This window comes from Planomicrobium soli (genome assembly GCF_003014655.1).
GTDB lineage: Bacteria > Bacillota > Bacilli > Bacillales_A > Planococcaceae > Planococcus > Planococcus soli_B.
Genome location: NZ_PYAT01000002.1, coordinates 110,868 through 134,886 on the forward strand (window position 1 = coordinate 110,868; position 24,019 = coordinate 134,886).

Here is a 24,019-nt window from a genome sequence, read left to right on the forward strand (position 1 = left end):
CTCCCATGTTTGTGCCAAGCTTGTTGGTAATCCTCGGCTTTATGTTCGTTCACATTAATACGCATTACATCAAGTTCTTGAACACGCCTCAAAAAAATGTCCTATTATCTCTAGTTTCAGGCGGCTCAATCGCCTATGTTTTTCTGCACCTAGTGCCCGAACTTGCCCATTATGAAGTTGTTGTAGAAAAAGCACATTTGCCTCTGCTATTCGAACACCTCGATTATTTCGCTTACTTGCTTGCTTTGCTTGGAATCGCACTTTTTTACGGAATCGATAAACTGAATGATAAGTCGCAGCGAAAAAATGAAAACGAAAAAAATTTAACACGTCCGCAAGAACATATTTTTATCCTTCATATCCTAACCTTTGCTTTGTATAACGGTTTGCTTGGCTATCTGCTCCCATACTTGAGCGGTGATAACATTGCCGCTTATGTTGTTTATTTTATCGTTTTCTCTTTTCATTTTATCGCCAATAGCCGGGTTCTTCATTTGACCCATGAAGATTTATATATAAAAGCGGGGCGTTGGATTCTCGCCTTTTCCGTCTTAGTCGGCTGGCTGCTCAATGAATTAACTCATACTAGTGCGCTTACAATTGCCATTCTTTCTTCGTTCCTGACCGGTGGTGTAATCCTGAATATCTTGAACGATGAATTGCCTGAACAAAAAAAGAGCAGCTTTCTTGCTTTTTCCGTTGGGCTTATCTCGATTGGCGGTCTTCTCCAACTAATTCTATAAAAAAAGGCCAATTCGTTCCCTCACTGCTTAACGAATTGGCTTTCTTTTTTATACTAGAACTTTGGATTCTTGATCGATTTCAACCGTCGTTTCCACTAAAATGCGCGACTTTGATATGCCCAACAATGCCAGGGCTTTCTTATTGCTTTTTTCAATTTCTTCATTGTAGATGTGTTTGGAAAGAACCGCAATTCCGCTTCTTTTTGCCAGTCTGTCAAGTTGATTCTTCATGAACGTGGAGTTGCAAAGCACGACCACTTGATCAAGATAAGGGCACAACCATTGTTGGAGTTCTTCCCATACATCATAAACCTCAGGCGCAAAAACAAAAGGCTGGCCATCGACCATCATCGAACGATTATCGATCAACAGCTTGATTTCTCCTTTTCGAAGCAACATGGCCTTGTTTTTGATTTCTTTTGCTAGCTTCCTGGCGTCATATTCACTAAGAGGTCCTGCAACACGCCAAGCGATAACTTGTTCGTTCACATCCACCTCGCAAATGAACCTTTTTTCTAAAGGCTTTTTCATTTCTTTTTTCAGCAAAGCACAGCGTGGAGCGAAACTTTCATGTTCAAATAAGTAAGGTAAATCCACATCAAGCGCATTTGCCAATTTCTCAATATTCAGCAGCGATAGATTTTTTGTGCCTCTTTCGATTGCCCCGACATATGAGCGGTCCAGTTCTGCACGTATTGCCAGCGCCTCTTGGGTTATCCCAGTTTTCAAACGAAGTTCTTTTACCCGTTTTCCGAATTCCTCTAAAATATTCATAGAAGCACCTCTTTTCTTACCTAAGCTATAGGCTCTATTATAGTTAGTTTCAATTCTGAAAACTATATTTTTTTGAAAAAACAAAACGAGATGATTAGATCAAATTGCCCATCTATTATGTAAACCTTCTAAAATTCTATCTTTTTCTCACACCACTTTAGTCCTTTTAGTTTAGATCCAACTTTGACTTCTTTAAATTTTAAAGATGCGTGTAGACAAGTCTTTCCAACAATGCAATCGATTACAAAAAAAATTTGCATCTTTTCAAGATTATGATTAAATAAAAGGATAACGTATTACTTTTTATGAAAAATTAACTATAGAGGAGAAGAAAAAATGGCAGACGCAATACAAAATTCCAAAGATATTAGGTCTTTTTTCGAAAAATATCAAGAAGCATTTGATGAGAAATTATTGGCTGAGGCAGTCAATGTAAAAGATCGAATCAATGAAATTCTTGCTGTTGGCAATATTGATTTGGTAGCTAACGCACATAAATTGGTCATTTATATTATTGAAGGAAACGAAGAAGAATTGGCTTTGTTTGCAAAACAAGAAGGGATTGCTTGGGCAACACATTCCATGGAGTTGTCTTTCAAATTGGAGTGGGTGCAAGCTATACGTCGTTCGCTCTGGACGTTTATCCAACAATATAATGACGCAAAAGAAAACAGAGTAGTATTTGACTTTTTCCAAATGGAGAAAGACATTAATTCTCGAGTTGATGCGTTCCTAAATACATTTTTCATAAATTATTCTACATACAAAGATGCTTTGCTGTTGGCTCACCGCGAATTAGTGGAAAACTTATCTGTTCCGATTATCCCCATCAATACATCTGTCTGCATTTTGCCATTGATCGGTTCAGTGGATTCGTTCCGCACTTCAATCCTTGAAGAAAAAGTGTTGATGGAAATCGGCAGATCCCGCATTCAAACATTGATCATGGACTTGTCGGGAATTGCTGATATGGAACCAGAAGTGATTCACCATTTGATGAAAATTATTGACGGTACAGCAATGATGGGCTGTAAAACCATCATTACAGGATTACGGGCAGAGGTTGTCCGGAAAATGATTCATATGGATTTATCCTTTGACCATAAAACCAAAACACTTGGTACGTTACAGCAAGCATTAAAAGAATACCTTGTAGTTTAAAGACATAACAGAAGCTTTCTCAAAATTTTCAAAAAAATCCAGTGGAGTATCACTCCACTGGATTTTTATATACAGAGTACATATAGATGGGAATGGACAACTGCCTCTTTTAGGGCAACCCTTTTTTTTCCTATAGGCATCTCTATTTAAAAACAGAAACGCAGTTGATTATTGGCTTTCGTATCTTTCCAAAAAAGCATCTGCCATTGCTGCGTACCCTTCGTTATTTGGGTGAATATCGGAAGCATTGGGAAGTTTATCTGTGGCATCATTTCCAAAAACATCATCTACCGGAATAAAATCAGCGTCTTGTTGTTCAGCAACTTGTTCCAATGTTTCATTCAATTGGTCCAGCTTAACCGCAAGCTCCGCTTTCTGTTCTTCTTGCAGATGAGGAAATGGAAAGTAATACCCCATGACATAGATATGAGCTTCTGGTGCCTGGGTTTTCAAATTGGCCAGCATAGTATCCATATTGCTGCGAATATTCCCCAGTTCCGCTTCTACTTGCACTTCATCAAATTCCACTTCGCCGTTAGCTGGATTTAGCCTTACTAAGCGCAGGAGATCATTAGCTCCGGCAGAAATTGTAATTAGATCCGCTGACTGCACGGTCTCTTGTGCTTCTTTTGAATCCAGCTGCTGAAGTATATCTTCTGTCGTATAACCCGGTACCGCTAAATCTTTTGTGTATCTTGCCAATTGTTCTTTGTTTTCAAGTTCTTCGGCAATTATATCTGCATAGCCAGCGTCAATTTCTGAGTAAGGGGTCTGCCCTGCTGCCAGTGAATCGCCAAGAGCTACATAAGCGACAGAAGAATCGATTTCTTCCTGTCCACATGCTGCTGTACCGAATAAGATGAGCGTTGCAATTAATGCTATGTTCTTTTTCACTCTTCCACCTCTTTTTTGGATTGCTCTTTGGATTAACAGTTAACGTTTATTGTTCGAATAACTTTGAAAAATTCTGTTAACTTAGTTACAATTAGGAAAGCCTATTGTAAAAGGGATGAAATAAGCCGAGATATTATATTGTAATAAACGATTGCTTTTCTTTCTATTCCCGTTTCATCCCGAAGAGTAGCTCGTTTCCTCCATTTTAACTTTCTTATTTCAACTCAGCCAATCTGAAACTTGCGGGAAGGGGGAAATCCTTTGGATCCATTAGAAATACTCGAAAACTTACATAAAGTTCGTCCTGTCTACCAACCTATTATAAGTGCAGTCAAGCATGATGTGATCGGCTACGAAGTACTTGGGCGTTATCAATCTGAAAGCGGTGACTGGATCAGTTTGGGTGATTTTTTTCATGATAACGATGTTCCAGATGAATATAAAATCGAAGTCGACCAACACCTTTTGCATTTGGCGGTCAGCAAAATGCTCGAAGAAAAGAACGAATCTTCTCTGTTCATCAACCGCAATGCCAAACAGCTATTAGTAAACAGCGGCGAAGACTTTTTGCAAGCTTTAAAAGTTTTCGAGAAACAAGGCTTCGCGATGAACCGAATTGTTTTGGAAATTACAGAACATGATTTTGATGAAGATTTTGGCATGCTAGAGCACCTGCTGATTTACTACAAAACTTATGGAATTCAAATTGCGGTAGACCATGTGGGCGCAAAGAGCTCAAATATAGATCGTATCCGGCAGCTTAAACCCCACATTCTAAAAATCGACACAAGCATCAGCCGCCAACATAAGCAGGAAGTTTTTCAAGACATTATATACTCCTTGTCAGTTTTGGCTCGCCGAATTGGCGCGAAATTAGCTTATGAGAATATTGAAGACAATCACCAGCTCTACTTCGCCTGGAAACATGGCGGCCATTATTATCAAGGATTTTATTTAGCAAATCCGGATTTCAACTTTTTATCAACTGATTTTGTATCAGTCGATGTCGGCGAAAAAGTAAAGGCGTTTGTGCAGTTGGAAAAATCCCGTGTTGAAAGTCGGTTGGCATTTACGCTGGCTTGTGAGGAAAAAATAAAAAAACTCTCAACTCAATGGCAAGGGCCTGAAACGGCTGATGCTTTTATAGAAGTGGCGAAAAATTCCTTCGATGATGAAAGTTTCCGTATTTATATCTGCGACAGCAATGGCCAGCAGGTTTCTTCAAACTTTAGAAAACGGCTCCAGGTGTGGGAAACAGAAAAGGATCAACAAGGTTCTCATTGGGCGTTTCGCCCCTATTTCCTGGAGAATACGATGCATATGAAAACCTGGCACAAAGGCATCCTATCTGACACGTACTCGGATATAGAAACCGGTGAGATGGTCCGTACTTTCAGCTATCCGTTGTCCGACCAGTTTTTTTTATTTATTGATATCAGTTACGCTTTTCTGTTGGAAAATGATTATTTGTATTTCCAGTAAGATAGAAAAGAGGTGCAGAGGAATCGATCGGTCTCCTCTGCGCCTCTTTTACTTTTCTTCTTTTCCGTAAACGTCTTCTTCCGAATGAAATCCGTCCGCGATAATGGTGCTGTCAATATTGGCTTGGTCGACGGCAATCGGAGGCAGCAAAATTGCCGGCACTTCCACTTTTCCGTTGTTGATCTCTTGTCCAGCGGTTACGCTGCCTCCTTTTGCCAGCCGGACGACAAGTTCAGCTGATTCTTTTGTCAGCAATTTTATCGGTTTGTATACCGTCATGCTCTGAGTGCCTTCAACGATCCTCCGCACACCAGCGAGTTCCGCATCTTGCCCTGCAACCGGAATTTTCCCCGCTAGCCCTTTTGCTTCAAGTGCTTTGATAATGCCTGCTGCTGTAGCATCGTTCGCTGCAATAACTGCGTCAATTTGACTGCCGTTAGCTTCAAGTGCGGCTGCCATATTCGCCTCTGCATTGGCAGGCGACCAATCTTTTGTCCATTGGTCATATGTGACTGTGATTTTCCCGCTCTCTATGAAAGGCTTCAATACGTTAAATACGCCTTTTTTTAACAGATGGGCATTGTTGTCCGTGTCTGCGCCGCCAATATAGACATAGTTCCCTGCCGGAACCAGTTGGGTCATCGCCATAGCCTGCAATTCTCCCACTTTTTCATTATCAAAGGAAACGTACAGATCAACATCGGCATTTTTTATCAAGCGATCATATGCAATAACCTTGATGCCGGCTTTATGGGCTTTGTGGACAATCGCTGCAGTGGCTTCCGCGTTATGCGGCACCACTACCAAAAGATCTACGCCTTCACTGATCATGGATTCCGCCTGGGAAATTTGCAGAGCATCGTCTCCATTTGCTGCCAGTATCTCGATTTCCGCCCCTAATGCTTCGACTTCTTTTTTAAACAAGTCCCTATCTTTCAACCACCGCTCCTCCAACAAGGTATCCATGGAAAAACCGATTTTAATCTTTTCATTTGCAGCTCCAGCCTTTTTCACCTCAGTAGATGGTTCGGGGGAAACTTTTTGCTGGACTACTCTTTCACCAATTTCGTCCTCCTGGCATGCGGATAAAGCAAATATCAAAGCAAGCAAGAACAGCACAACTTTAAAGCCAATAGAAAACCGTCCCATCGGACTCCCCCTTTCTGTTATTTCTCCACAACGGGCAGACTTTTTTTGCTTAGCAGAGTTTTTCTGTATTCTTTAGGGGAAACCGCTACTATTTTCTTAAAGACTTTGCTAAAGTAGTTTGGTTCGTGATAGCCCACCTCAAATGTGATTTCCTTGATGCTCTTTGCGGGATCGCCAAGCATTTTTTTCGCTTTCTCAATTCGGCATTCTGTCAGAAAATCGATATAATTGACGCCCAATTTTTCTTTGAACATTTTACTGATGTATATTGGGCTGAGTCTCACTTTTTGAGCCAAGGCCTCCAGCGAAATATCTTTATGGGAATGTTCCATGATGTATTGTTTGATTTGATAAATGGTATCCACTTCGAGATTGCCATAATGAACAAAGTAGGACTGCTTCATGCGCTCCAGCAACCGGCTCGTTTCCTGCCGAAGTTGCCAGTAGTTTTGTGCATGGAAGGAAAATAACGGTTTATCGGCCTCGATACCGATCTCGTCCATAACCCTGGAAACAATCCACAGCAATTCCAGAACATGCTGCTGCGTTTGCAAGAGGTCCGCTCCTTCGTTCTCATAGCATTGAATCAAGTCAAGTGCATAAAGGGTGACTTGTTCCCACTCCCCCAGCCGGATTTGGTCGAACAGCTCTTTTTCTCCAAACTTTGCCAGATGCCCGCACTTGGTATTTCCTGCAGCCGGGACATCCGAATAAAAACGATATTTCACTGAAAGACTTGAATCCATTGTAGCAATCAAAGACTCCTGGTACGACTGCCGAATCTGGTCAAGTGAACCACAGACATTTCCGATGCCGATAAACCAGCCGGTCTCTCCGTCCGCTTTTGCAACAGATAGAATTTCATTCGCTAAAGAAATGGCTTGCGAACGAAAAGATTTCCCTGCTTCCCGGAATACGATAATGGGCAGCTGGCGGCCATATAAAGCACCGACCCAGCCGCTTTTTGTTTGGCGCACTTTTTCTTTGATAGCCGAATAATGGTTTGCTGAGCCTTCCATCAGCAATACACTCATGACAAATTTTTCATTCGTCGACTGGATATCAAGCATTTCAACCAACATATCCAAATGCACTTCATGGACATGATCAAACAGCAATTGTGTGACCACATCTGTTTCAACGAGCGTCAGCGCTTTTTGCAGCGCATCCTGCTGCAATTTATTGACGGCCAAAACTTTTTGCTCTTCTTCGTTTTGGTTCAGTACTTTGCCGACTGTTGCGATGATTTCACTCGCTTTGCTCGGTTTCAATAAATAATCTTTTACGCCAAGCTTAATCGCTTGCCGTGCATAATCAAACGTGTCAAAAGCTGTCACCATGACAAATTTGATAGCGGGATTTTCGGCACTGATCTTTTCAACCGCTTCCAAGCCGCTCATGCCTGGCATCTTAATGTCCATCAAGATTAAATCCGGCTTGAATTCCCCTACCATTTCCACTGCAAGTTTACCGTTTTTGGACTGTTCAATGACGAGATTTGGATAAGCTTTCTGCAAAATCATCTGCAGCCCTTGACGTTCGATTTGTTCGTCATCCACAATTAGGAGTTTAGTCATTTCCGTCATTTCTCCTCTTTTTCGGTATTTTCAGCCTCACGTTCGTCCCTTGCCCTATGACGCTTTGAATTTCAATCACGTCTTCCTGGCCATAGAAAAGGCGGAGCCTCTTAACAACATTGCTGAAACCAATTCCTGTCGACTGACCCTCGGTTTGTCCAGAATCGCCTCTAAGGATTTGCTGGATTTTTTCTTTCGCCATTCCTTGTCCGTCATCTTCGATCTCAATCGTTACTATGTCCCCGCTGTCTAAAATGCGAAACCAAATATTTCCGCCGTCCTCAGCTGGTTCGATTGTATGGATGACGGCATTTTCAATAATCGGCTGCAAGGTCAATCCTGGGATTTGGACACCTAAAAAAGATTCTTCGATTTCCATATGCAAGTGCAAACGTTCTGTAAATCTTGCTTTTTGGATTTCCATGTATTGTTTCAAAACAATCACTTCTTCGTGAAGCGTCACCGGCTTATCCAAGCGTTTCAAGTTATAGCGCAGCAAGCCTGCCACACTTACAAGTAAATCACTCGTTTCTTCTGCACCTTCTAAGTAGGCTTTTTTGGACATGATATTCAGTGTATTGAACAGGAAATGAGGATTAATCTGATTCTGCAGGCTTTGTAGTTGGCTTTCCTTCAGCAACAACTTGTTTTGTTGAAGTTCATGTTCAAGCTGCGCTTTTTCCTGTATCTCCAAGAATAAATTGTTGATATTGACCCGCATCCGGTCAAACGTTTCAGCAAGAAATGAAATTTCATCGTTGGATTGAACTTTGATTGGCAAATCGAACCTTCCTTTTGCCAATTCATTAGCGGACTGAGTCAACTTCTCAACCGGTTTTGTAATGCTTTTTGAAAACCAATATGACATCAGCAGCAACAAAAAAGTTATAAGCAATAGCAGCCAAATTCCCAGGTTTTTTAGTTCATTTGATTGCTCGATGATTTGCCGGTAAAGGCGTTCATATGTTTTCAATTCAGTATCGATCAACGTCAGCGTCGTTTCAGATATATAATTCGAGATGCGCGTCGCTTCGGAAAACTCGTTTGCTGAAGCTTCGGTTTCCTGCTGGTTCTGATACATAAACGACCGCTCTGTTGTTTCCATCAAACTGTCTATTAAGTTCATATAATTAGCCATCACGAATTCGTTGTCTTCATTTTTCAGGATGAGGATATCGCCTTTCGCATTTTGGACGTCTGCTTTACTGGCATTCAACTGATTCAGATTTGCTTCAGACGGCTGGAGCAAATAGTCATTCAAGTCGGTAATAAGTGCTTGGCTCGCGACCGTCACTTCGTTCAAGCTTAAATATCGCTGCAATATAGCATTGTATTGATCCTGCGTTTTCTGATTGTAATACGTTAGTGCAGTCCAAATAATCGCCATGATGAACAACACTACTAAGGTAAGCGACCATATTTTTTTCTGGATTCTGTTCATCGCGCTTCCTTCTCTTTCAGCATCCGAATATCGGTAAGAACCCCTTCTTTATCGAAAGGAACCGATTCATCCCTCAGCCATTTAGTGATCAACTCAACGCTTACAGTTCCCATCATTTCCGGGGATTGTCCGATAACGCCATCAAGCTTTCCTTGTTCCAGCAGCGGCAAAGAATCCGATCCATCATCGAATGAGTAAATATAAAACGGCTCGACCTGGAAGCGTTTGCCGATTTCTTGAACCATCACCCCTGTAAAATCAGCATTGACTGCAACAAAAGCATCGGCGTCAGGGACTCTGTTCAATATATCTTGTGTTGTTGCTATAATCTGCTCTCTTGAATCGAGGGTCTCAGCATTGACCAATTGAACATCCGGATAGTCTTTCAATATATCCGATATGCCGCGGAGCCGCTGCTTTTGATAATGTTCTTGCTGGCTGTCGCTCATCAACACAACTTTGCCCGCTGAACCCATATCAGCCAGCAATTGCTTGGCTATCATTTGCCCAGCCAAATATTGATCGGAACCTACATAAGTCCTTCGTAAGCTTTCTTCTATTGGTGCATCATTAGCTATCGTAATAATTGGGATATTATAAAAAGATGCTTTAATCTTCGTCAATTCATTGAATGCTTGTGAATTCATGCCTTGAACAATAATGCCATCCACTTTCGAATAAATTGCAACCTCGATTTTCTCCAAAAAGTCTTCTTGGTTATTGCCATAGCTTCCCCATACTTCCAGGCTGACGCCTTCTTTTTGCGCTTGTTCCCGAGCCCCTTGTGCTACTTGGTTCCAGAAAGGCGTATCCAAGTTTTTGGTGATAAGGATCAAGCGATGCTGATTGACTGGTTCAATGGCATGTTCAGGCATTTCCCAATCCGAACGAAATACTTTTTCCGCCGACTGAAAGGTAAAATAAAAAAGGACGACGCCTAAGAAACTCAATAAAACTATGCCTGTTTTTCGCAAGTTGAGTGTCTCCTTTTTTGAATAGTTAGTTATTTTCATCATACCACACGCTAAAGCATGCACAAGACCTTCTTAGCCTTTTAGTCCTATAAATGGTTTAGACAGAAAGAATTTGATGCCACTAAAAAACAGAAAGACCAGATACAGCCTTTCTGTCCCCAAAATCTATCCTCTTTTTCTGCGGGTCATGACATCAAATATTACCGCTGCGGCCAGTACACCACCCCGGATAATGTATTGATAGGAAATCCCAACCCCCATCAAGTTCATCCCGCTTGTTAAGGATGCCATAACGATCGCCCCAATGATTGCTCCAGTTACCTTGCCGACGCCTCCGGCAGAAGATACACCACCGACATAGGCCGCAGCAATAGCGTCAAGCTCAAATAGTGTGCCGGCAGTCGTGGTGGCTGACTGAAGACGGGAAGTGAATAATATACCTGATAGCGCAGCCAGCATTCCCATTGAACCGAAAACGATATACGTGATTTTCTTAACATTGATTCCGCTCAAATGGGCAGCTTCCGGATTGCTTCCGACTGCATAAATATGCCGGCCAAGAACGGTTTTCGTTGTTAGGAAATGATAGATGACAACTACTGCCAGCATAATGACGACCGTCCACGAAAACCCATTATAACCTGCTAAAATCCAAGTGATATATGCTATAACAGCCGATACAAACACTAGCTTCAATGTGAAAATCCCTTTAGATACTACATCGAATTGATACTTGATTTTGTTTTTGCGATTAGAAAATTCACTGTAAATATAAAGCAGAATTCCGACCAACCCGATGATCAATGACAGCAAATGCAAACCGTTCACTTCAGCAAGGGATGGGATGAAGCCGTTGCCGAGCGCATTGAATTTCTCGTCATTTACAATGATTGTACCGGTTCTCTCTGTAACTTGAAGCAAAGCTCCTCTAAAAATAAGCATGGCCGCCAAAGTCGCGACAAATGCCGGAATGCCGATTTGAGCAATAAGAAAGCCATTGAACAAACCTGCAAAAATCCCGAAAACGAGAATTACAGGAATGGTGATATACACCGATACACCCATTTGCGTCAGGAAAATCGCTGCAATTGCCCCGAGAAAACCTGCCGCAAATCCGACCGATAAGTCAATGTGCCGGATTACAATGACGAGTGTCATCCCGACAGCCAACACCGCGATATACCCTGCAGAATCCAGTAGATTGCTGATATTGCGCGAAGACATGAACAAACCATCCGTTAAAATCGAAAATGTCAGCAAGATGACGAATAGTGCAATATACATCCCGTAATCCCGTATATTTTCTTTTATTAAAAATTTCGCTTCATTGAATAAAGCCACCGAATATCCCCCCCTATTGCGTCGCAAGCTCCATAATTTTTTCCTGGCTGGCTTCATTGATCGCCAGCTCGCCTTTAATTTCCCCTTCGCCCATGACATAAATGCGATCACTCATACCGAGCACTTCCCCAAGTTCCGAGGAAATCATGATAATGCTCAGGCCTTCGCTGATCAACTTATTCATGATCGTATAAATCTCGAACTTCGCCCCTACATCGATGCCTCGCGTCGGCTCATCAAGAATCAACAGTTTCGGTCCTACAAACAGCCACTTGCCGATCGACACCTTTTGTTGGTTGCCTCCGCTTAGATTGCCGACATTCTGTTCCAGTGAAGACGCTTTAATGTTGATCGATTTTTTATACTCGCCTGCCACTTTGATTTCCTCGTTGTCATTAATAATGCCGTTTGAAGAAATGCCTTTCAGGTTCGCTACAGTTACATTATTTTTTATGTCTTGAAGCAAGAACAGGCCATTGCCTTTACGGTCTTCCGTTACATACGCAATACCGGCTTTGATGGCATCTCTTGTATGCGGCAGCTTTTTTAGCTTGCCGTTCCACAATAATTCTCCGCTCAGCTTGTAATTTTTAGGATTCCCGAAAATGCTTAGTGCCAGTTCGGTGCGGCCAGACCCCATCAATCCCGCAACACCAACTATCTCCCCTTTTTTAATATGGAAATCCACATTTTTCACGACATTTCTGCCGAGCTCCACATCATAAGCGTTCCAGTTGAACAACTGAAGAATGTCATCACCGATTTTCTTGTCAGGCCGTTTTGGATAGATGTCTTCGATTTCTCGCCCAACCATGTTTTTAATAATGACACTTTCAGAAATCGGCGCTTCAGTTCCATCCAATGTGCAAATGGTTTTTCCATCCCGCAGCACCGTCGCTTTATCTGCAATGGATATAACTTCTTTCAATTTATGTGAGATCATGATGCATGTAATTCCTTGTTTCTTCAAATCCTTCAACAGGTTTAACAAGTTTTCGCTATCGTCTTCGTTAAGGGCGGCAGTAGGTTCATCCAAAATGAGCAGCTTCACATCTTTGCTCAACGCTTTCGCAATTTCTACCAGCTGTTGCTTTCCGACACTCAAATCCTTCACATGCGTCTCCGGATTGACGTTCAACTTAACTTTCTGAAGCAATTTCTTGGACTGGACAATAGTTTCATTCCAATCGACAAAAGACCCGCGCTTTACTTCATTGCCGGCAAAAATGTTTTCATAGACAGTCAAATCCGGGAAAAGTGCAAGTTCCTGGTGGATGATCACTACACCTGCTTTAACACTATCATTTATATTATTGAACTCTTGCGCCTTCCCTTCATAGATAATATCGCCTTGATATGTACCATAAGGGTAGACGCCGCTCAATACTTTCATCAGTGTAGACTTTCCGGCTCCATTTTCACCGATCAAACAGTGGATTTCGCCTTTCTCCACTTTAAAGTTAACGTCACTAAGCGCTTTAACGCCTGTAAACTCTTTTGAGATTCCTTTCATTTCCAAAATGTGATTGTTCACCGTTATCCCTCCTTCACGCAACCGTAAGAGCAATAGCGAAATAGTGATAGACGGATCCATCACTATTTCGAGTATTGCTATGGGCATTTTTATTGCAATCCAGTAAACTCGCTTGCTTCATAATAGCCGGAATCCACAAGCTCTGCTTTTACATTCTCTTTGTCGACAGTGATGACATCTGTTTGTTTCGCTTTTACTTCAACAGCTCCATTGTCGTAAGAACCTGTTGTTTCTGGCTCGTTCCCTTCAAGAACGGTTACAGCCATATCCATTGCATCTTTGACCAATGTGCGAACGTCTTTGAAGACCGTCATCGATTGCTTCTCATCAATAATGTATTGAACAGAAGCTTTTTCAGCATCTTGTCCTGTAATGACGTAATTTGTCACTTCATCGTCTGATGCAAAAACATCTGCGATTGAACGGGCTGTCCCATCATTCGGCGCCAATATGGCTATATCACCTTTCATATCTGCACCTACACCAGTCAAGTGAGTTTGAGCTTTGTTTTTCGCTTCATTCGGATCCCAGTTTGTTGTTACCTGGCCCAACACTTTACCGAGTTGATCACGGGAAAGTTCTGCAGTATCTTTTAATGCTTCTGCTTCGCTTGAGTTTGCGATTTTAAAAGTACCGTCCGCAACTTTCGGCTGCAGAACACTCCATGCTCCTTGGAAGAATAAGAATGCATTGTTGTCAGAAGAAGCCCCAGCATACAAGTACAATGGCACGCCAGAACCTTCGGCGTTGTCGACCAAGTATTGAGCTTGCGCCGCTCCAACAGCCAAGCTGTCGAAAGTTACATAGTAATCCACTGCTTCAGTATCTGTAATCAAGCGGTCATAAGCAATAACGGTAACATCATCTTTTTTAGCGGATTCCACTGCTGCAGCAGCAGCTGCCCCATCGTGCGGAGCGATGATCAAAACTTTGATTCCTTTGTTCAACAAAATATCCACATTTTCTTTTTCTTTTGCAGAAGATCCTTGGCTGAACAGAATTTCAGTTGAATAATCCGTTTCAGCAAGTGCATCTTTAAAACGCTGTTCATCTTGTACCCATCTCGGTTCATCTTTAGTAGGCAATACGATTCCAACGTCGACTTGGCCACCCCCGCCACCGCCGCCTTCACTGCTGCTTCCGCTTCCTCCTCCGCCGCACGCTGCTATAACAAGAACTACCGCCATAAGCACTAGCAGAAGAGAGAACTTTTTCCGTGTATTGACCATTTCCATTCCCCTTTCGATCAGTAATTTGTTTTGCTACAAGTTAATTATATCCCGGCCCTAAAATTATGTAAGCGCTATCAATAGCAATCTTTTAGCATCACCTATACTTTCTTAATATTTAAAAAGCTATGGCAAAAGATTGCTATTTCGACACAAAAAAGCCGCAACGGCAGGGAATTCCCGTTGCGGCTTAAATTTATTTTATTCTTCCTCTTCCAGAAGCTTGATTGCTTCATCCAGTTTTTCTTTTTCCTCGCCGGATATTTCAGGATATTGCGGATCGATTTTTTCCAAAAGCTCCACCATGACTTCTGCAACGATATACCGTGAATACCACTCATCATCAGCAGGCAAAACATACCATGGCGCATATTCGGTTGAGGTATGATCCAATATATCTTCAAAAATGTGCTGATAGCCGTCCCAATGCTGCCGCTCTTTTATATCGCTAAACGAAAATTCCCAGTTCATATCCGGATTTTTCATGCGTTCAAGCAGGCGTTTCTTCTGCTCTTCTTTCGATACGTTGAAAAAGAATTTAACAACGGGAAAGCCGTTTTCCACTAAGTATTTTTCAAAATTATTGATTTGTTTGTACCGAATCGACCAAATTTTTTCATCGATCAATTCATCTGGCAGCGGCGTTGATTCAAGCAAATCATGGACACGCGGTGCAATGACCTCTTCATAATAAGAGCGATTGAAAATGCCGATTTCTCCACGGGCTGGCAATCCTTTATGGAAGCGCCATAAATAATCATGTGCCAGCTCTTCGTCAGTCGGTTTCTTGAATGAGGTAACCTTAAGCCCTTGGGCAGTCAAGTTGGAAAAAATATAACTGATGGTTTCATCTTTTCCTGCAGCATCCATTGCTTGCAGTACAACCACGATTCCTTTTGACTCTTCTGCTTGCAGCTTCAAGTGCAGTTCTTTCAGTTTCTCGAGGGTTTCAGGAATCAGTTTTTCTCGCACTTCCTTTTCACTCTGTACGTTTACCTCTGATGTTGTATAAGTTGTTAAATCCACTTTTTCGTCTTGCTTCACTAAGTATTTACTTGTATCCATTAGAACCCCCCTTACTTTTTTTAAGCATCTGTCGCTCTTGTTATTGCCGAAACTATAAGATTAAAAACCTTTTAACAACTTTTTGCTCGTTATATCTTCCTTCTCCTCGCTTCTTTTCCATCTTTTTAACACTTTATTGATAAGAGTTACGATATCATTTATACTTTTTTAACCATACGAAATGTTTCAGTAATTTCCATTTATCCTAGGCAGCAGCTTATATAAAAGAGGAGGAAATTATATGATAGCTTTAAAAGGCATTACCCTTCTTATCTTAAGCCTATTGCTCGCTGCTATTGCTTTTGGCATCTTTAGGTACAATCCCTTTACTTTAGCTAATGAAACATCAAAAGAAACAATAATTGATGAAGAGGTAAGAAATATAGAAATCACCACCGAAAATACAGCAATTCTTCTCCTCCCGTCTGAAAATGCAAGCACCGAGATCAAAGTTACTGGAGATAGAAAAAATTTTAATTTGAACACCTTTGTACAAGAAAAAAACTTAGTGATTGAAACTGAAAATAAAAATCCATCCTCTAGTTCAACTACTGAAAAGCTTCCACTATTGACTGTTTATGTTCCACAGCCGAACATAGTGTCGCTTACACTAATCAACATAAATGGAAGCATAGAAGCCCGTGATGTTGAAGCATACGAGATTGGAGCGGAAACTGACAAAGGAGATGTGGATTTTCAGAACTTGTATATGAAGTATATAGTTGCTAAAACAAGCAATGGCAATATAAAGATGAAGCATGCAGAGGCTCAGCTGATAAAAGCAGTGGCCATGGGAGATATCCATGTAGAAAATACGTTTGGTTCGTTTACGGGAATATCCTCAAATGGAAACATCGATGTAGTTTTGGATGAAATTATGAATTCCATGGACTTAAATGCGGAAAATGGCAGTATTTCGGTTCAGACTAAAGAATCTTTGTTAGATGCAAAAGTTGAATCTGAGGCACAAAACGGAGTAATCGATATTTTGGGAGAAAGCGATGCTAATTTAGTATACGGAGAAGGCTCTTATCTAATTAAATTGAAAGCAAATAACGGAGATATCCTTTTTACGAACGAGGAGTAAACACTTCTCTTCTATAATATATAACGTTAAACGGGTTGGACATTTATAATACAAAGTCCAACCCGTTTCGCTGCTTAATATCAAAATTCGTTTAAATATGCCTCCAAACGATCAAATGTCTCGCCCATCCCTTCAATAGCTCCCATTTCAACCACTTTCTGCAGTTCTTCTTGAGTAGAGAAAAGCGTGCGGCTAATAATTTTTGTGCCGTTGCCTTCCTCTTCGAAATCCGTGGTGATTTTCATAACAGGCATACCTTCTGCGTCATTGCCATTCTCGTCAGAAAAAGCGTCTGTGTAAACAAGCCTTTCCGGTTCTACGATTTCCTCGTATACACTTTTGCCCCACGCCTCCTGCCCATCATCCGATCGCATGCAATAATGCCAGACTCCTCCAGGACGAACATCCATTTGATAAACAGTAGTCTTCCAGCCGATTGGCCCCCACCAATTTACAATATGGTCTCTTTCTGTGTACATGGAAAAAACCAGTTCTCTCGGGGCCATAAAAAACCGCTCCATAATCATTTCATGCCCTTCAACTCTTGTAACTGCAGCGTTCGATTCGTTATTAGCGGTCATCGAATATTCCTCCTCATTACTTGTTTAATGCTAGAGGCAAGCAGCGGTTAAGACGGATTTTCCTCCTTCCCTTGTTTTTGAATTTCTTTTAAATAATTATCCAATTGATCAAACCGATTTTCTTAAAGGTGCCGATAAATTCCCGGCCATTCCTGTAAATAATAATTTCAATAGTGTTTTCATGACTTAAATATACTCAAAAAGAACTCTCCCTTCAATTAATATTCAGATTTTTCAAAAGAAAACCGTTTAGGGTTCTTTCCCCTAAACGGTCTCAAATCTCACTTCAATTTTTCGGCGCAAGTTCAACTGCTTGGCGCAGAGCCTCAACTAAGCTTTTTTCATCTGCAATGCCTGTTCCCGCAATATCAAATGCCGTGCCATGATCAACGCTTGTACGTATGATCGGCAAACCAACAGTAATATTAACACCCGACTCCAGTCCAAGAACTTTGATCGGTGCATGCCCTTGATCATGGTACATCGCAACAACAATATCAAAATCGCCTCGTCTGGCGCGGAAGAAAAGCGTGTCTGCAGGAAGCGGCCCTTGAACATCGATTCCTTTGGATACCGCTTTTTCTACTGCAGGAATAATTTTCTCTTCTTCCTCCCCATAGCCGAACAAGCCATTTTCACCCGCATGCGGGTTTATCCCGCAGACTGCGATTTTCGGGTTTGCAATTCCGGCTTTTGACAGCGTATCGTGAGCCAATTGAATAACATAGAAAACGCGCTCCGGATTGATCATGTTAACGGCATCGATAATGCCGACATGTGTTGTCACATGGATGACTTTCAAATCAGGGGCAGATAACATCATCGAATAATCTTTCGTGCCGGTCAATTCAGCCAAAATTTCAGTATGTCCCGGATACATATGCCCGCCTTTTTGCAATGCTTCTTTATTTAACGGTGCAGTACAAATAGCATCGATTTCTTTGGCATTTGCCAGGCTAATTGCTTTTTCCAAGTATTTGAATGCAGCATTTCCGGCCTCGGCCGATACTTTCCCGATCGGAAGGTCAGCCGATAATAAATTCAAGTCGAGGCAATCTATACTTTCTTTCTCAAACAATGCTTCAGAAGGGTTGTTTATTCGGCGAATCTCTTTCGAGCTGCCTGTAAATTGTTTTGCCCGTTCTAAAATCGATGCGTCGCCGATGACAAACGAACGGCTTGTCTCATGGACAATATCGTTTTCAAAACTTTTTAAAATGATTTCAGGGCCAACGCCGGCTGCGTCTCCCATCGTAATTCCGATAATCGGTTTATTTGCTTGCATGCAACCCCGCTCCTTTCAAATAATCAACGGCGTTGACAAGAGATTTTTTATCGCCAAATCCTCCTGCCTTCGTAATCGCCACTAATTCTCTATTGTTCCATCTTACCATTCCAAGAGGCACTCCCGCTTCTACTTCAAAGCGCAGCTCCATATCCGGAATGTCCAATACATTGCAAATATCTTTGGCAGTATCGCCGCCTGTCATAATAAGGGCATCGAATTGGACCAAATGCAAAGCAGATTCGACCAAGCGCCCTAAACCTTTTGAGATTCCTTCCCCGGTTCGGTTTACTGACCAGCCGTTTGCTCTGGCCCAATCACCGACATTATCCCGGTTTGTTTGAGAACCGCTAACATAAATAACGGCACTGTCCCACTCTTCAGACTCAGTCAAGCTTACCAGTTCATGGCCAGCTTCCATTGGATCTTTCAATAGTTTCAACGGATCTATTTCAATCATTTTCGTTCCAGACCTGGCTTTCAGTACTTCTAATTGCTCTTGGGTTTTGGCTGATAAGCTGCCAGAAACAACCAATACGTTACCAACAGGATGCTCCAATGAATTCGCTTGATCACTTTGAACCAAATCCATGTATAGATGGTTGATCAACCCTGCAGAGCCGGCCCATCCGATAGAAAGGCTTAAGTTTGCTTCGATTTGTGCAAGCACCGGGAAATCTTCGTCTTTCACAACGTCGCAGACTATCCATTTTACGCCTGCATCCACTTGTTCAAGTACCCACTTTTCGGGGTTGGCTGCATGTAAAACGTTACGGCTTAAAACAGCCGTTCGAATCTTTTTTTCGGCAAGCAACTCCGGGATATGGCTATGCAAAACCGGCGTTTTTGGATCTTTGGCAAATTCAGTTTCTGACACGGGAATTCCATTGACGTATAAATTTCCGCCATCTACAGTCCGCCCCATACTCGGAAATGCTGGCGCGACAAATATTACATCCATTGCCGCTGCATCTTGCATCGCCTTCAATTCAGCGGCCACACTGCCACGAAGCGTAGAATCCACTTTTTTATAGAAAGATGTAACACCGAGGCTTTTCAAACGTTCAATCTCCTGATGAACAGCTTGGTAAGCCTCTTTTGGCTTTAAAGCCCGACTGGCGGTATCCACGATCCATACGTCTATGTCTGAATCTGATGCAATTACATGTTTTGCAGGATCCGCCAATAGAACACGGGATTTCAATCCTTTTTGCGCCAATCGAACGCCGCTGTCATTCGCTCCTGTAAAATCATCCGCAATGATGCCGATCTTAGTTGCCATAGTCCGCCACTCCTTTAAACACCTTTTCTCATCAGGTTTCCGTTATTAAAGCTAAAGCCCCTTTTTTCCAAGCGTTTCACTAAAAACGCAATGTATAGCGGCAGTAAAATCGCTGTTGTTACAGTTGAAGCTGCAACCTGTACAGTTGCAATATCAACCATCGAAGCGAAACTTGCATTTGCCGCCGCGATAGCTGCCGGCGTCGCTACCGCATTGCCGGCTGTCGAACCTTCTGCAGCTCCAACAATCGGATTCCATTTTAATGCTTTAAAAATAAAGTATCCGGCGGTCCCTGTGATGAATACTGTCATTAAACCTAACACAATCCCTCCAAGTCCGCCTTGGATAATTGCATTGAAGTCAATGCCCATTCCAAGAGCAAAGGCAAAAAACGGGATAAGTATCGAACTTCCTTGATCTAAGAAAGAACGCATATCTTCATCCAAGTTTCCGAGAACCATTCCGATCAATATTGGCAACAAGACGGCAATGAATGTAATCGGTGAAAACAATCCTTCAACAAACCCCATAAAACCGAAAATAACTAAAGCCACCATAGTTAAGAATGGTCCATCATTTAATGCCAGCAAAGAGTAAGCGGCACGGTCATCTTTTCCGCCATATTGGCCGACAAGTGCCATGTACAATCCGCCGTTGCTGTTGGTCATAGCAGCAATAACAGCAATCGGTGCTATGCCAAGCCATAATCCATTGTCACCGGCAAACATATAAGCGATAAGCCCGACTGCTGCACCAACCACCCATTTAGTCGTTAATAAAGTTGCTCCTTTTGCAAGGGACACACCAAACATTCTTACATTGATTTGTGCTCCGGTACAAAGCAGGAATAATGCAATGAGAGCGCTTGCACTATCGACAAAAAGTGCCTCTGTAAATCCGCCAATCCGCAGTAGATTCGGTGCAAAAGTATTTATTGTAGCTGCCAAAAGCAATGGAACGACCATCATTCCGCCTGGAATCCGATCTAGCGTTGCTTTAATCTTCATTATTTACTCCCTCTTTTCTTTAATATGTTTTAGAAAACGCTTTCACCTATCACTATAAAACATTCGTTTTAAAAAGCAACGCTAATTATCTGATTTTTAATAAATAAAATAAAATAGTTTAAAAATGCAACACTTGATCAACTAAAAAAAGCGCAAACTTATTCTTTAAGTTTGCGCCATAAGGTTGCCCGATTGATGCCTAATCGTTTGGCAGCTTTGGTTTGATTGAACTCTTCTTCTTTTAGAACATGTTCAATCACTTTCTTCTCTATTTCTTTTAGCGTATCTGTTTTATCGAATGCCAAGCTTCCTCTATTCTGACGAACAGGAGAATCGTTTGGCACCTTGAGCAAAGCACTTTTTTCAATCACGTAATCCCTTTCGATAACGGCTAATTTTTTTACATATGCCTTTAATTCGTCCAGATTACCGTTCCATTGCATTTTTTTCAGCTCGTCCATTGCATCATCCCGCACTTTTACTGCCTGTGTTCCGAAGGACTGATGAAATTCCGTCAAAAACTGGCGGACAAGAAACTCGACGTCGTCTTGCCGATCAGCCAATTCCGGCAATGTGATGGTGAAAGATTCATGTATTCCTGCTTCCTGTAAAGATGCAGCGGTTGAATCTAAAAACGAGAAGATTAATTGCACATTCCTGCCTTCAACTATCGACAGCAATTCGGGAATTTTGCGCATTGCTGTATGATCTGCATGCGAAGGAAACTCCAAGACCAAAGTAGACATTTGGAGAAAGGCGATTTCCTCCAGTGCATCTCCAAGCACATCAACAGGCAACACAACAAAAGCTCCTTTTTTCCGATGATAAGCATGCACATACCGCGCTAAAGACTGTTTTCCTGTTCCTGGCTTTCCAATAAGTACAAGCGGCTTATTACCAACTACCGGTTTCTCAAGCAACTGCTTGATCGCTCTCATCTCTGGGCTTTCCGCCACTAAAGAAGGCAGATGATTGACTTCCTCTATTATCACCCCGTTCAACTTTTGAACAGAATCAAAAAGGCGTTTAAAAAAGAACGAAATAACTTTTCCATCGCGGTCACTGAATGTATCTACCCGGACGCTATAGGGCTGTTCCCCGTCGTAGAAATTCTTTAAGGTAAAAGAATTTGCATGAGCTGCCTGTTTATATAAATCTTCCATTTCTTTCTTGGTGAGAGGTGTGCTTTCAAAGGAAGTCCAATTTTCAAACAGAACATGCCCTTCTTCTGTCGCAATAAGAACATCCTGTTCCCGCTTTTTCAATACTTGCCGCATAATCCTGAGCAATTGCTGGTTCTTCTGCTGCGACCTAAAAAGCCGGCGCGCTTCTTCAAGAGATTCCAAAATGGCTTCCCGGCCGGATTGAATCAATAAACCATTTAATCCAAATTCGGCAGCGGCGTTGATGGTCACCACATCTCCTAATATCCGTGTAAAGCCCTTCGCTTTCAGCTCAGCCAAAATCGGATCTACTTCGGAAGCATTCGTGATGGTCACGACTTCCAATTCAATTTCCAGTAAACTGACGATTGATTTGGCTCCCAATGTAATATTGGAGAAGCCGACCAATGCCTTTTTCTCTTTCGAGTGGCCGCTTGCCAGCATGATAGACCGCAATAAATCATATCCTGATATATGGACATCGATAACTGGCAATGCCATCGATTCACGGATCAGACTGGCTGTTCCTCCGCGGCTAATTATGATATCGATTCCTTGCTTTTCCATCTCATACGCCAATTCCAACCCTTTTTCCAAATTCCCTACTTTTGCAACAATCTCCAAATCGACATGTTCTTTCTTTAACTCTTCAATCATCGGAACCATCGCATCGTATGGTGATATGAAGCCTATGCTGATTTTTCGCATCACGACAGTCCTCCTCTGCAATTCTTTTCCTAATTATAACCATGTAAAGGAATGGATAAGCAATCATAATCAGCCATGAGGCATAAAAACCATCACTGGTCCGACATTTTCTGCGGCGTTTTTGATTAGAGGGCTTGCTTGAAAAATGGCATATTTTTCCGCAAGTCGTCTCAGCCCCTATACCAATCAGATAAACCTGTTTCTTCTTTTTTCTTATATGTCCCTAAATGCCAAAATGAAAAGCCGCTCACACAAAAAGATTTTGCGAGCGGCTTTCGTTTCCTATTGGTGCTGCATCGTATCCACTACCTTTTCCGATTTCACTCTAGCAAGAAGAGCATTCGCTAAAGCAAATCCTGCTGCTATTGCTACAATCATCGTTATAAGCGAACCCATCACTGTCAATTTAACGGCCATCAGGAAAAGAATGCCGACAGTTATCATTGACATACTGGAAACCGATGTCCAAAGTACACGATCTCTGACTTTACTCAACAGTTCCGCAGATGGAGTTGACTCTGAATCGGCCTCCGCAGCACTTAAAATGCCTTTCAAGCGCCGCAAATTGATGACTGGACCTAAAAAGCTATTGGCAAGTAGCGCCGCCAGCGATACATTGATCCAAGCTATGCCCCAGCCCCATGTTGAAAACACCAAATAAAACGCAGGCACCAAAATGATTAACGTACTTAACGGAAACAATGCGTCAATTTTGACGGCCAATTTCGACCATAAACGGATTCCGGCAGTGTCTTTTGCATGCAGCATGGAAATCATTGAAGCAGCTAAAATCGCGATTGCCATAAACATGATAACTGCTCCCAGTATATGAAGAAATAAAACGATATTGTAAATCATTTTTCTCTTCTCCTTTAAATTCATAAGCATACTTTAATAACCGCTTCCTACCATTAATGTTGACTTAGGTTCAAGCAAGCGCCTCATAAACTGCAGCTGCAATAGTCGTTTCAACATTGTTGCTCATTGCTTTTGAAAACGGGCATACTGCATAGGTTTTGTCCGCTAAAGTCTGCACCTCCTCTTTGTTCAATCCTTTAATCGCCACTTCCAGCTGAACGGCCAATTTGAAGCTGCCGTCTGCCGGGTCAGGATGAAGTTCAACGGTTGCAGTTGTCATCGGTTCCCCTGTTATGCCTTCAGCTCCCATAATTCTGGCTAATATGAAATTGAAGCTCGTACAATAGCCTAGCGCTAAAAATTGGCCTGGATTGCTCCCGTCCCCGCTTCCCCCCAATTCTTTCGGATGAGCAACTTTCGTAGAAAATGAACGATCCGTCAAAAAACTGATTCCTTCCGGTCCGCCGACATTGGTCGCTGCTGCCTGAAAGACAAAACCAGAACCAGCCATTTTCAACATCTCCTCTTATGGTATAAATTCGATTCTATTATACGCCTTTGAACGTTCATCCTCCATAAAAATTCTAAAATTTCAGAAATTATTTTTATGGAGGTTTTAAGAAAAATAAATTTTTTAATTATTTAGTCTAATCTATTTTTTTGTGTTAAGATAGCTTCATTCAT

At 41.9% G+C, this 24,019-nt stretch carries 21 protein-coding genes; 4 read left to right on the plus strand and 17 right to left on the minus strand.

From position 1 onward, the window contains the following. Nucleotides 1-5: 5 nt before the first annotated feature. A complete protein-coding gene (locus tag B0H99_RS02800) occupies nt 6-743 on the plus strand; it encodes a hypothetical protein (protein ID WP_106532118.1) in 738 nt (245 codons plus the stop codon). Between the two features lie 48 nt (nt 744-791). On the opposite strand, the gene B0H99_RS02805 is transcribed toward B0H99_RS02800, so the two are convergent. After that, a complete protein-coding gene (locus B0H99_RS02805) occupies nt 792-1,517 on the minus strand; it encodes a helix-turn-helix domain-containing protein (RefSeq protein WP_106532119.1) in 726 nt (241 codons plus the stop codon). A gap of 336 nt (nt 1,518-1,853) precedes the next feature. Here B0H99_RS02805 and B0H99_RS02810 point away from each other — a divergent pair, with 336 nt between their 5' ends. Further along, complete coding sequence (locus B0H99_RS02810; protein WP_106532120.1) at nt 1,854-2,678, plus strand: STAS domain-containing protein; 825 nt, start codon at nt 1,854-1,856, stop codon at nt 2,676-2,678. A gap of 168 nt (nt 2,679-2,846) precedes the next feature. Here B0H99_RS02810 and B0H99_RS02815 read toward each other — a convergent pair whose 3' ends face one another. Continuing rightward, nucleotides 2,847-3,572: an SGNH/GDSL hydrolase family protein gene (locus B0H99_RS02815; RefSeq protein WP_181313553.1), complete on the minus strand. Its 726-nt coding sequence runs from the start codon at nt 3,570-3,572 to the stop codon at nt 2,847-2,849. A 261-nt stretch (nt 3,573-3,833) separates the two neighbouring features. Between B0H99_RS02815 and B0H99_RS02820 the strand changes: the two genes are divergently transcribed. Next, nucleotides 3,834-5,054, plus strand: a complete 1,221-nt coding sequence (locus B0H99_RS02820; RefSeq protein WP_106532122.1) for an EAL domain-containing protein — start codon at nt 3,834-3,836, stop codon at nt 5,052-5,054. A 48-nt stretch (nt 5,055-5,102) separates the two neighbouring features. On the opposite strand, the gene B0H99_RS02825 is transcribed toward B0H99_RS02820, so the two are convergent. The 8 genes from B0H99_RS02825 to B0H99_RS02860 all read right to left on the minus strand — a co-directional run bounded on the left by B0H99_RS02825 (nt 5,103) and on the right by B0H99_RS02860 (nt 15,364). Then, complete coding sequence (locus B0H99_RS02825) at nt 5,103-6,203, minus strand: sugar ABC transporter substrate-binding protein (protein WP_106532123.1); 1,101 nt, start codon at nt 6,201-6,203, stop codon at nt 5,103-5,105. A gap of 17 nt (nt 6,204-6,220) precedes the next feature. Then, nucleotides 6,221-7,780: a response regulator gene (locus B0H99_RS02830; protein WP_106532124.1), complete on the minus strand. Its 1,560-nt coding sequence runs from the start codon at nt 7,778-7,780 to the stop codon at nt 6,221-6,223. Continuing rightward, entirely contained in the window at nt 7,773-9,221 is a 1,449-nt protein-coding gene (locus B0H99_RS02835; RefSeq protein WP_106532125.1) for a sensor histidine kinase, read from the minus strand. Before B0H99_RS02835 ends, B0H99_RS02830 begins: the two co-directional genes overlap by 8 nt. Then, nucleotides 9,218-10,195, minus strand: a complete 978-nt coding sequence (locus B0H99_RS02840) for a sugar ABC transporter substrate-binding protein (RefSeq protein ID WP_106532126.1) — start codon at nt 10,193-10,195, stop codon at nt 9,218-9,220. The genes B0H99_RS02835 and B0H99_RS02840 overlap by 4 nt, the downstream gene beginning before the upstream one ends. A gap of 165 nt (nt 10,196-10,360) precedes the next feature. Next, nucleotides 10,361-11,536: a sugar ABC transporter permease gene (locus B0H99_RS02845; protein ID WP_106532127.1), complete on the minus strand. Its 1,176-nt coding sequence runs from the start codon at nt 11,534-11,536 to the stop codon at nt 10,361-10,363. A 13-nt stretch (nt 11,537-11,549) separates the two neighbouring features. Then, complete coding sequence (locus B0H99_RS02850) at nt 11,550-13,070, minus strand: sugar ABC transporter ATP-binding protein (protein ID WP_106532128.1); 1,521 nt, start codon at nt 13,068-13,070, stop codon at nt 11,550-11,552. An 89-nt stretch (nt 13,071-13,159) separates the two neighbouring features. Next, complete coding sequence (locus B0H99_RS02855; protein WP_181313554.1) at nt 13,160-14,299, minus strand: sugar ABC transporter substrate-binding protein; 1,140 nt, start codon at nt 14,297-14,299, stop codon at nt 13,160-13,162. Nucleotides 14,300-14,500: 201 nt separating this feature from the next. After that, the gene (locus tag B0H99_RS02860; RefSeq protein ID WP_106532129.1) at nt 14,501-15,364 is read right to left on the minus strand and encodes a PPK2 family polyphosphate kinase; all 864 of its coding nucleotides are present in this window, start codon (nt 15,362-15,364) and stop codon (nt 14,501-14,503) included. A 241-nt stretch (nt 15,365-15,605) separates the two neighbouring features. Between B0H99_RS02860 and B0H99_RS02865 the strand changes: the two genes are divergently transcribed. Next, nucleotides 15,606-16,451 (plus strand): DUF4097 family beta strand repeat-containing protein, encoded by an 846-nt coding sequence (locus B0H99_RS02865; protein WP_106532130.1) that lies wholly within the window; start codon nt 15,606-15,608, stop codon nt 16,449-16,451. A gap of 80 nt (nt 16,452-16,531) precedes the next feature. Here the strand turns inward: B0H99_RS02865 and B0H99_RS02870 are convergent, their stop codons facing one another. The 7 genes from B0H99_RS02870 to B0H99_RS02900 all read right to left on the minus strand — a co-directional run bounded on the left by B0H99_RS02870 (nt 16,532) and on the right by B0H99_RS02900 (nt 23,846). Continuing rightward, nucleotides 16,532-17,032 carry an SRPBCC domain-containing protein gene (locus tag B0H99_RS02870; RefSeq protein WP_106532131.1) on the minus strand — a complete coding sequence of 167 codons (501 nt, stop codon included), beginning with the start codon at nt 17,030-17,032 and terminating at the stop codon, nt 16,532-16,534. Nucleotides 17,033-17,318: 286 nt separating this feature from the next. Further along, a complete protein-coding gene (pdxA, locus tag B0H99_RS02875; protein ID WP_106532132.1) occupies nt 17,319-18,317 on the minus strand; it encodes a 4-hydroxythreonine-4-phosphate dehydrogenase PdxA in 999 nt (332 codons plus the stop codon). Next, nucleotides 18,304-19,599, minus strand: coding sequence for a four-carbon acid sugar kinase family protein (locus B0H99_RS02880; protein WP_106532133.1), 1,296 nt, complete (start codon nt 19,597-19,599; stop codon nt 18,304-18,306). The genes pdxA and B0H99_RS02880 overlap by 14 nt, the downstream gene beginning before the upstream one ends. A 14-nt stretch (nt 19,600-19,613) precedes the next feature. Next, a complete protein-coding gene (locus B0H99_RS02885; protein ID WP_106532134.1) occupies nt 19,614-20,606 on the minus strand; it encodes a 2-keto-3-deoxygluconate permease in 993 nt (330 codons plus the stop codon). A gap of 158 nt (nt 20,607-20,764) precedes the next feature. Continuing rightward, the gene (locus B0H99_RS02890; protein WP_106532135.1) at nt 20,765-22,477 is read right to left on the minus strand and encodes a sigma-54-dependent transcriptional regulator; all 1,713 of its coding nucleotides are present in this window, start codon (nt 22,475-22,477) and stop codon (nt 20,765-20,767) included. A gap of 282 nt (nt 22,478-22,759) precedes the next feature. Continuing rightward, the gene (locus B0H99_RS02895) at nt 22,760-23,335 is read right to left on the minus strand and encodes a hypothetical protein (protein WP_106532136.1); all 576 of its coding nucleotides are present in this window, start codon (nt 23,333-23,335) and stop codon (nt 22,760-22,762) included. 70 nt (nt 23,336-23,405) lie between these two features. After that, a complete protein-coding gene (locus B0H99_RS02900; protein ID WP_106532137.1) occupies nt 23,406-23,846 on the minus strand; it encodes an Ohr family peroxiredoxin in 441 nt (146 codons plus the stop codon). Nucleotides 23,847-24,019 lie beyond the last annotated feature (173 nt).

Bases quoted from the DNA above. Each gene is read 5' to 3' on its own strand.
- B0H99_RS02800 (WP_106532118.1), top strand. From the start codon at position 6: ATGTTTGTGCCAAGCTTGTTGGTAATCCTCGGCTTTATGTTCGTTCAC.
- B0H99_RS02805 (WP_106532119.1), bottom strand. From the start codon at position 1,517: ATGAATATTTTAGAGGAATTCGGAAAACGGGTAAAAGAACTTCGTTTG.
- B0H99_RS02810 (WP_106532120.1), top strand. From the start codon at position 1,854: ATGGCAGACGCAATACAAAATTCCAAAGATATTAGGTCTTTTTTCGAA.
- B0H99_RS02825 (WP_106532123.1), bottom strand. From the start codon at position 6,203: ATGGGACGGTTTTCTATTGGCTTTAAAGTTGTGCTGTTCTTGCTTGCT.
- B0H99_RS02830 (WP_106532124.1), bottom strand. From the start codon at position 7,780: ATGACTAAACTCCTAATTGTGGATGACGAACAAATCGAACGTCAAGGG.
- B0H99_RS02835 (WP_106532125.1), bottom strand. From the start codon at position 9,221: ATGAACAGAATCCAGAAAAAAATATGGTCGCTTACCTTAGTAGTGTTG.
- B0H99_RS02855 (WP_181313554.1), bottom strand. From the start codon at position 14,299: ATGGTCAATACACGGAAAAAGTTCTCTCTTCTGCTAGTGCTTATGGCG.
- B0H99_RS02860 (WP_106532129.1), bottom strand. From the start codon at position 15,364: ATGGATACAAGTAAATACTTAGTGAAGCAAGACGAAAAAGTGGATTTA.
- B0H99_RS02865 (WP_106532130.1), top strand. From the start codon at position 15,606: ATGATAGCTTTAAAAGGCATTACCCTTCTTATCTTAAGCCTATTGCTC.
- B0H99_RS02870 (WP_106532131.1), bottom strand. From the start codon at position 17,032: ATGACCGCTAATAACGAATCGAACGCTGCAGTTACAAGAGTTGAAGGG.
- pdxA (WP_106532132.1), bottom strand. From the start codon at position 18,317: ATGCAAGCAAATAAACCGATTATCGGAATTACGATGGGAGACGCAGCC.
- B0H99_RS02880 (WP_106532133.1), bottom strand. From the start codon at position 19,599: ATGGCAACTAAGATCGGCATCATTGCGGATGATTTTACAGGAGCGAAT.
- B0H99_RS02885 (WP_106532134.1), bottom strand. From the start codon at position 20,606: ATGAAGATTAAAGCAACGCTAGATCGGATTCCAGGCGGAATGATGGTC.
- B0H99_RS02890 (WP_106532135.1), bottom strand. From the start codon at position 22,477: ATGCGAAAAATCAGCATAGGCTTCATATCACCATACGATGCGATGGTT.
- B0H99_RS02895 (WP_106532136.1), bottom strand. From the start codon at position 23,335: ATGATTTACAATATCGTTTTATTTCTTCATATACTGGGAGCAGTTATC.
- B0H99_RS02900 (WP_106532137.1), bottom strand. From the start codon at position 23,846: ATGGCTGGTTCTGGTTTTGTCTTTCAGGCAGCAGCGACCAATGTCGGC.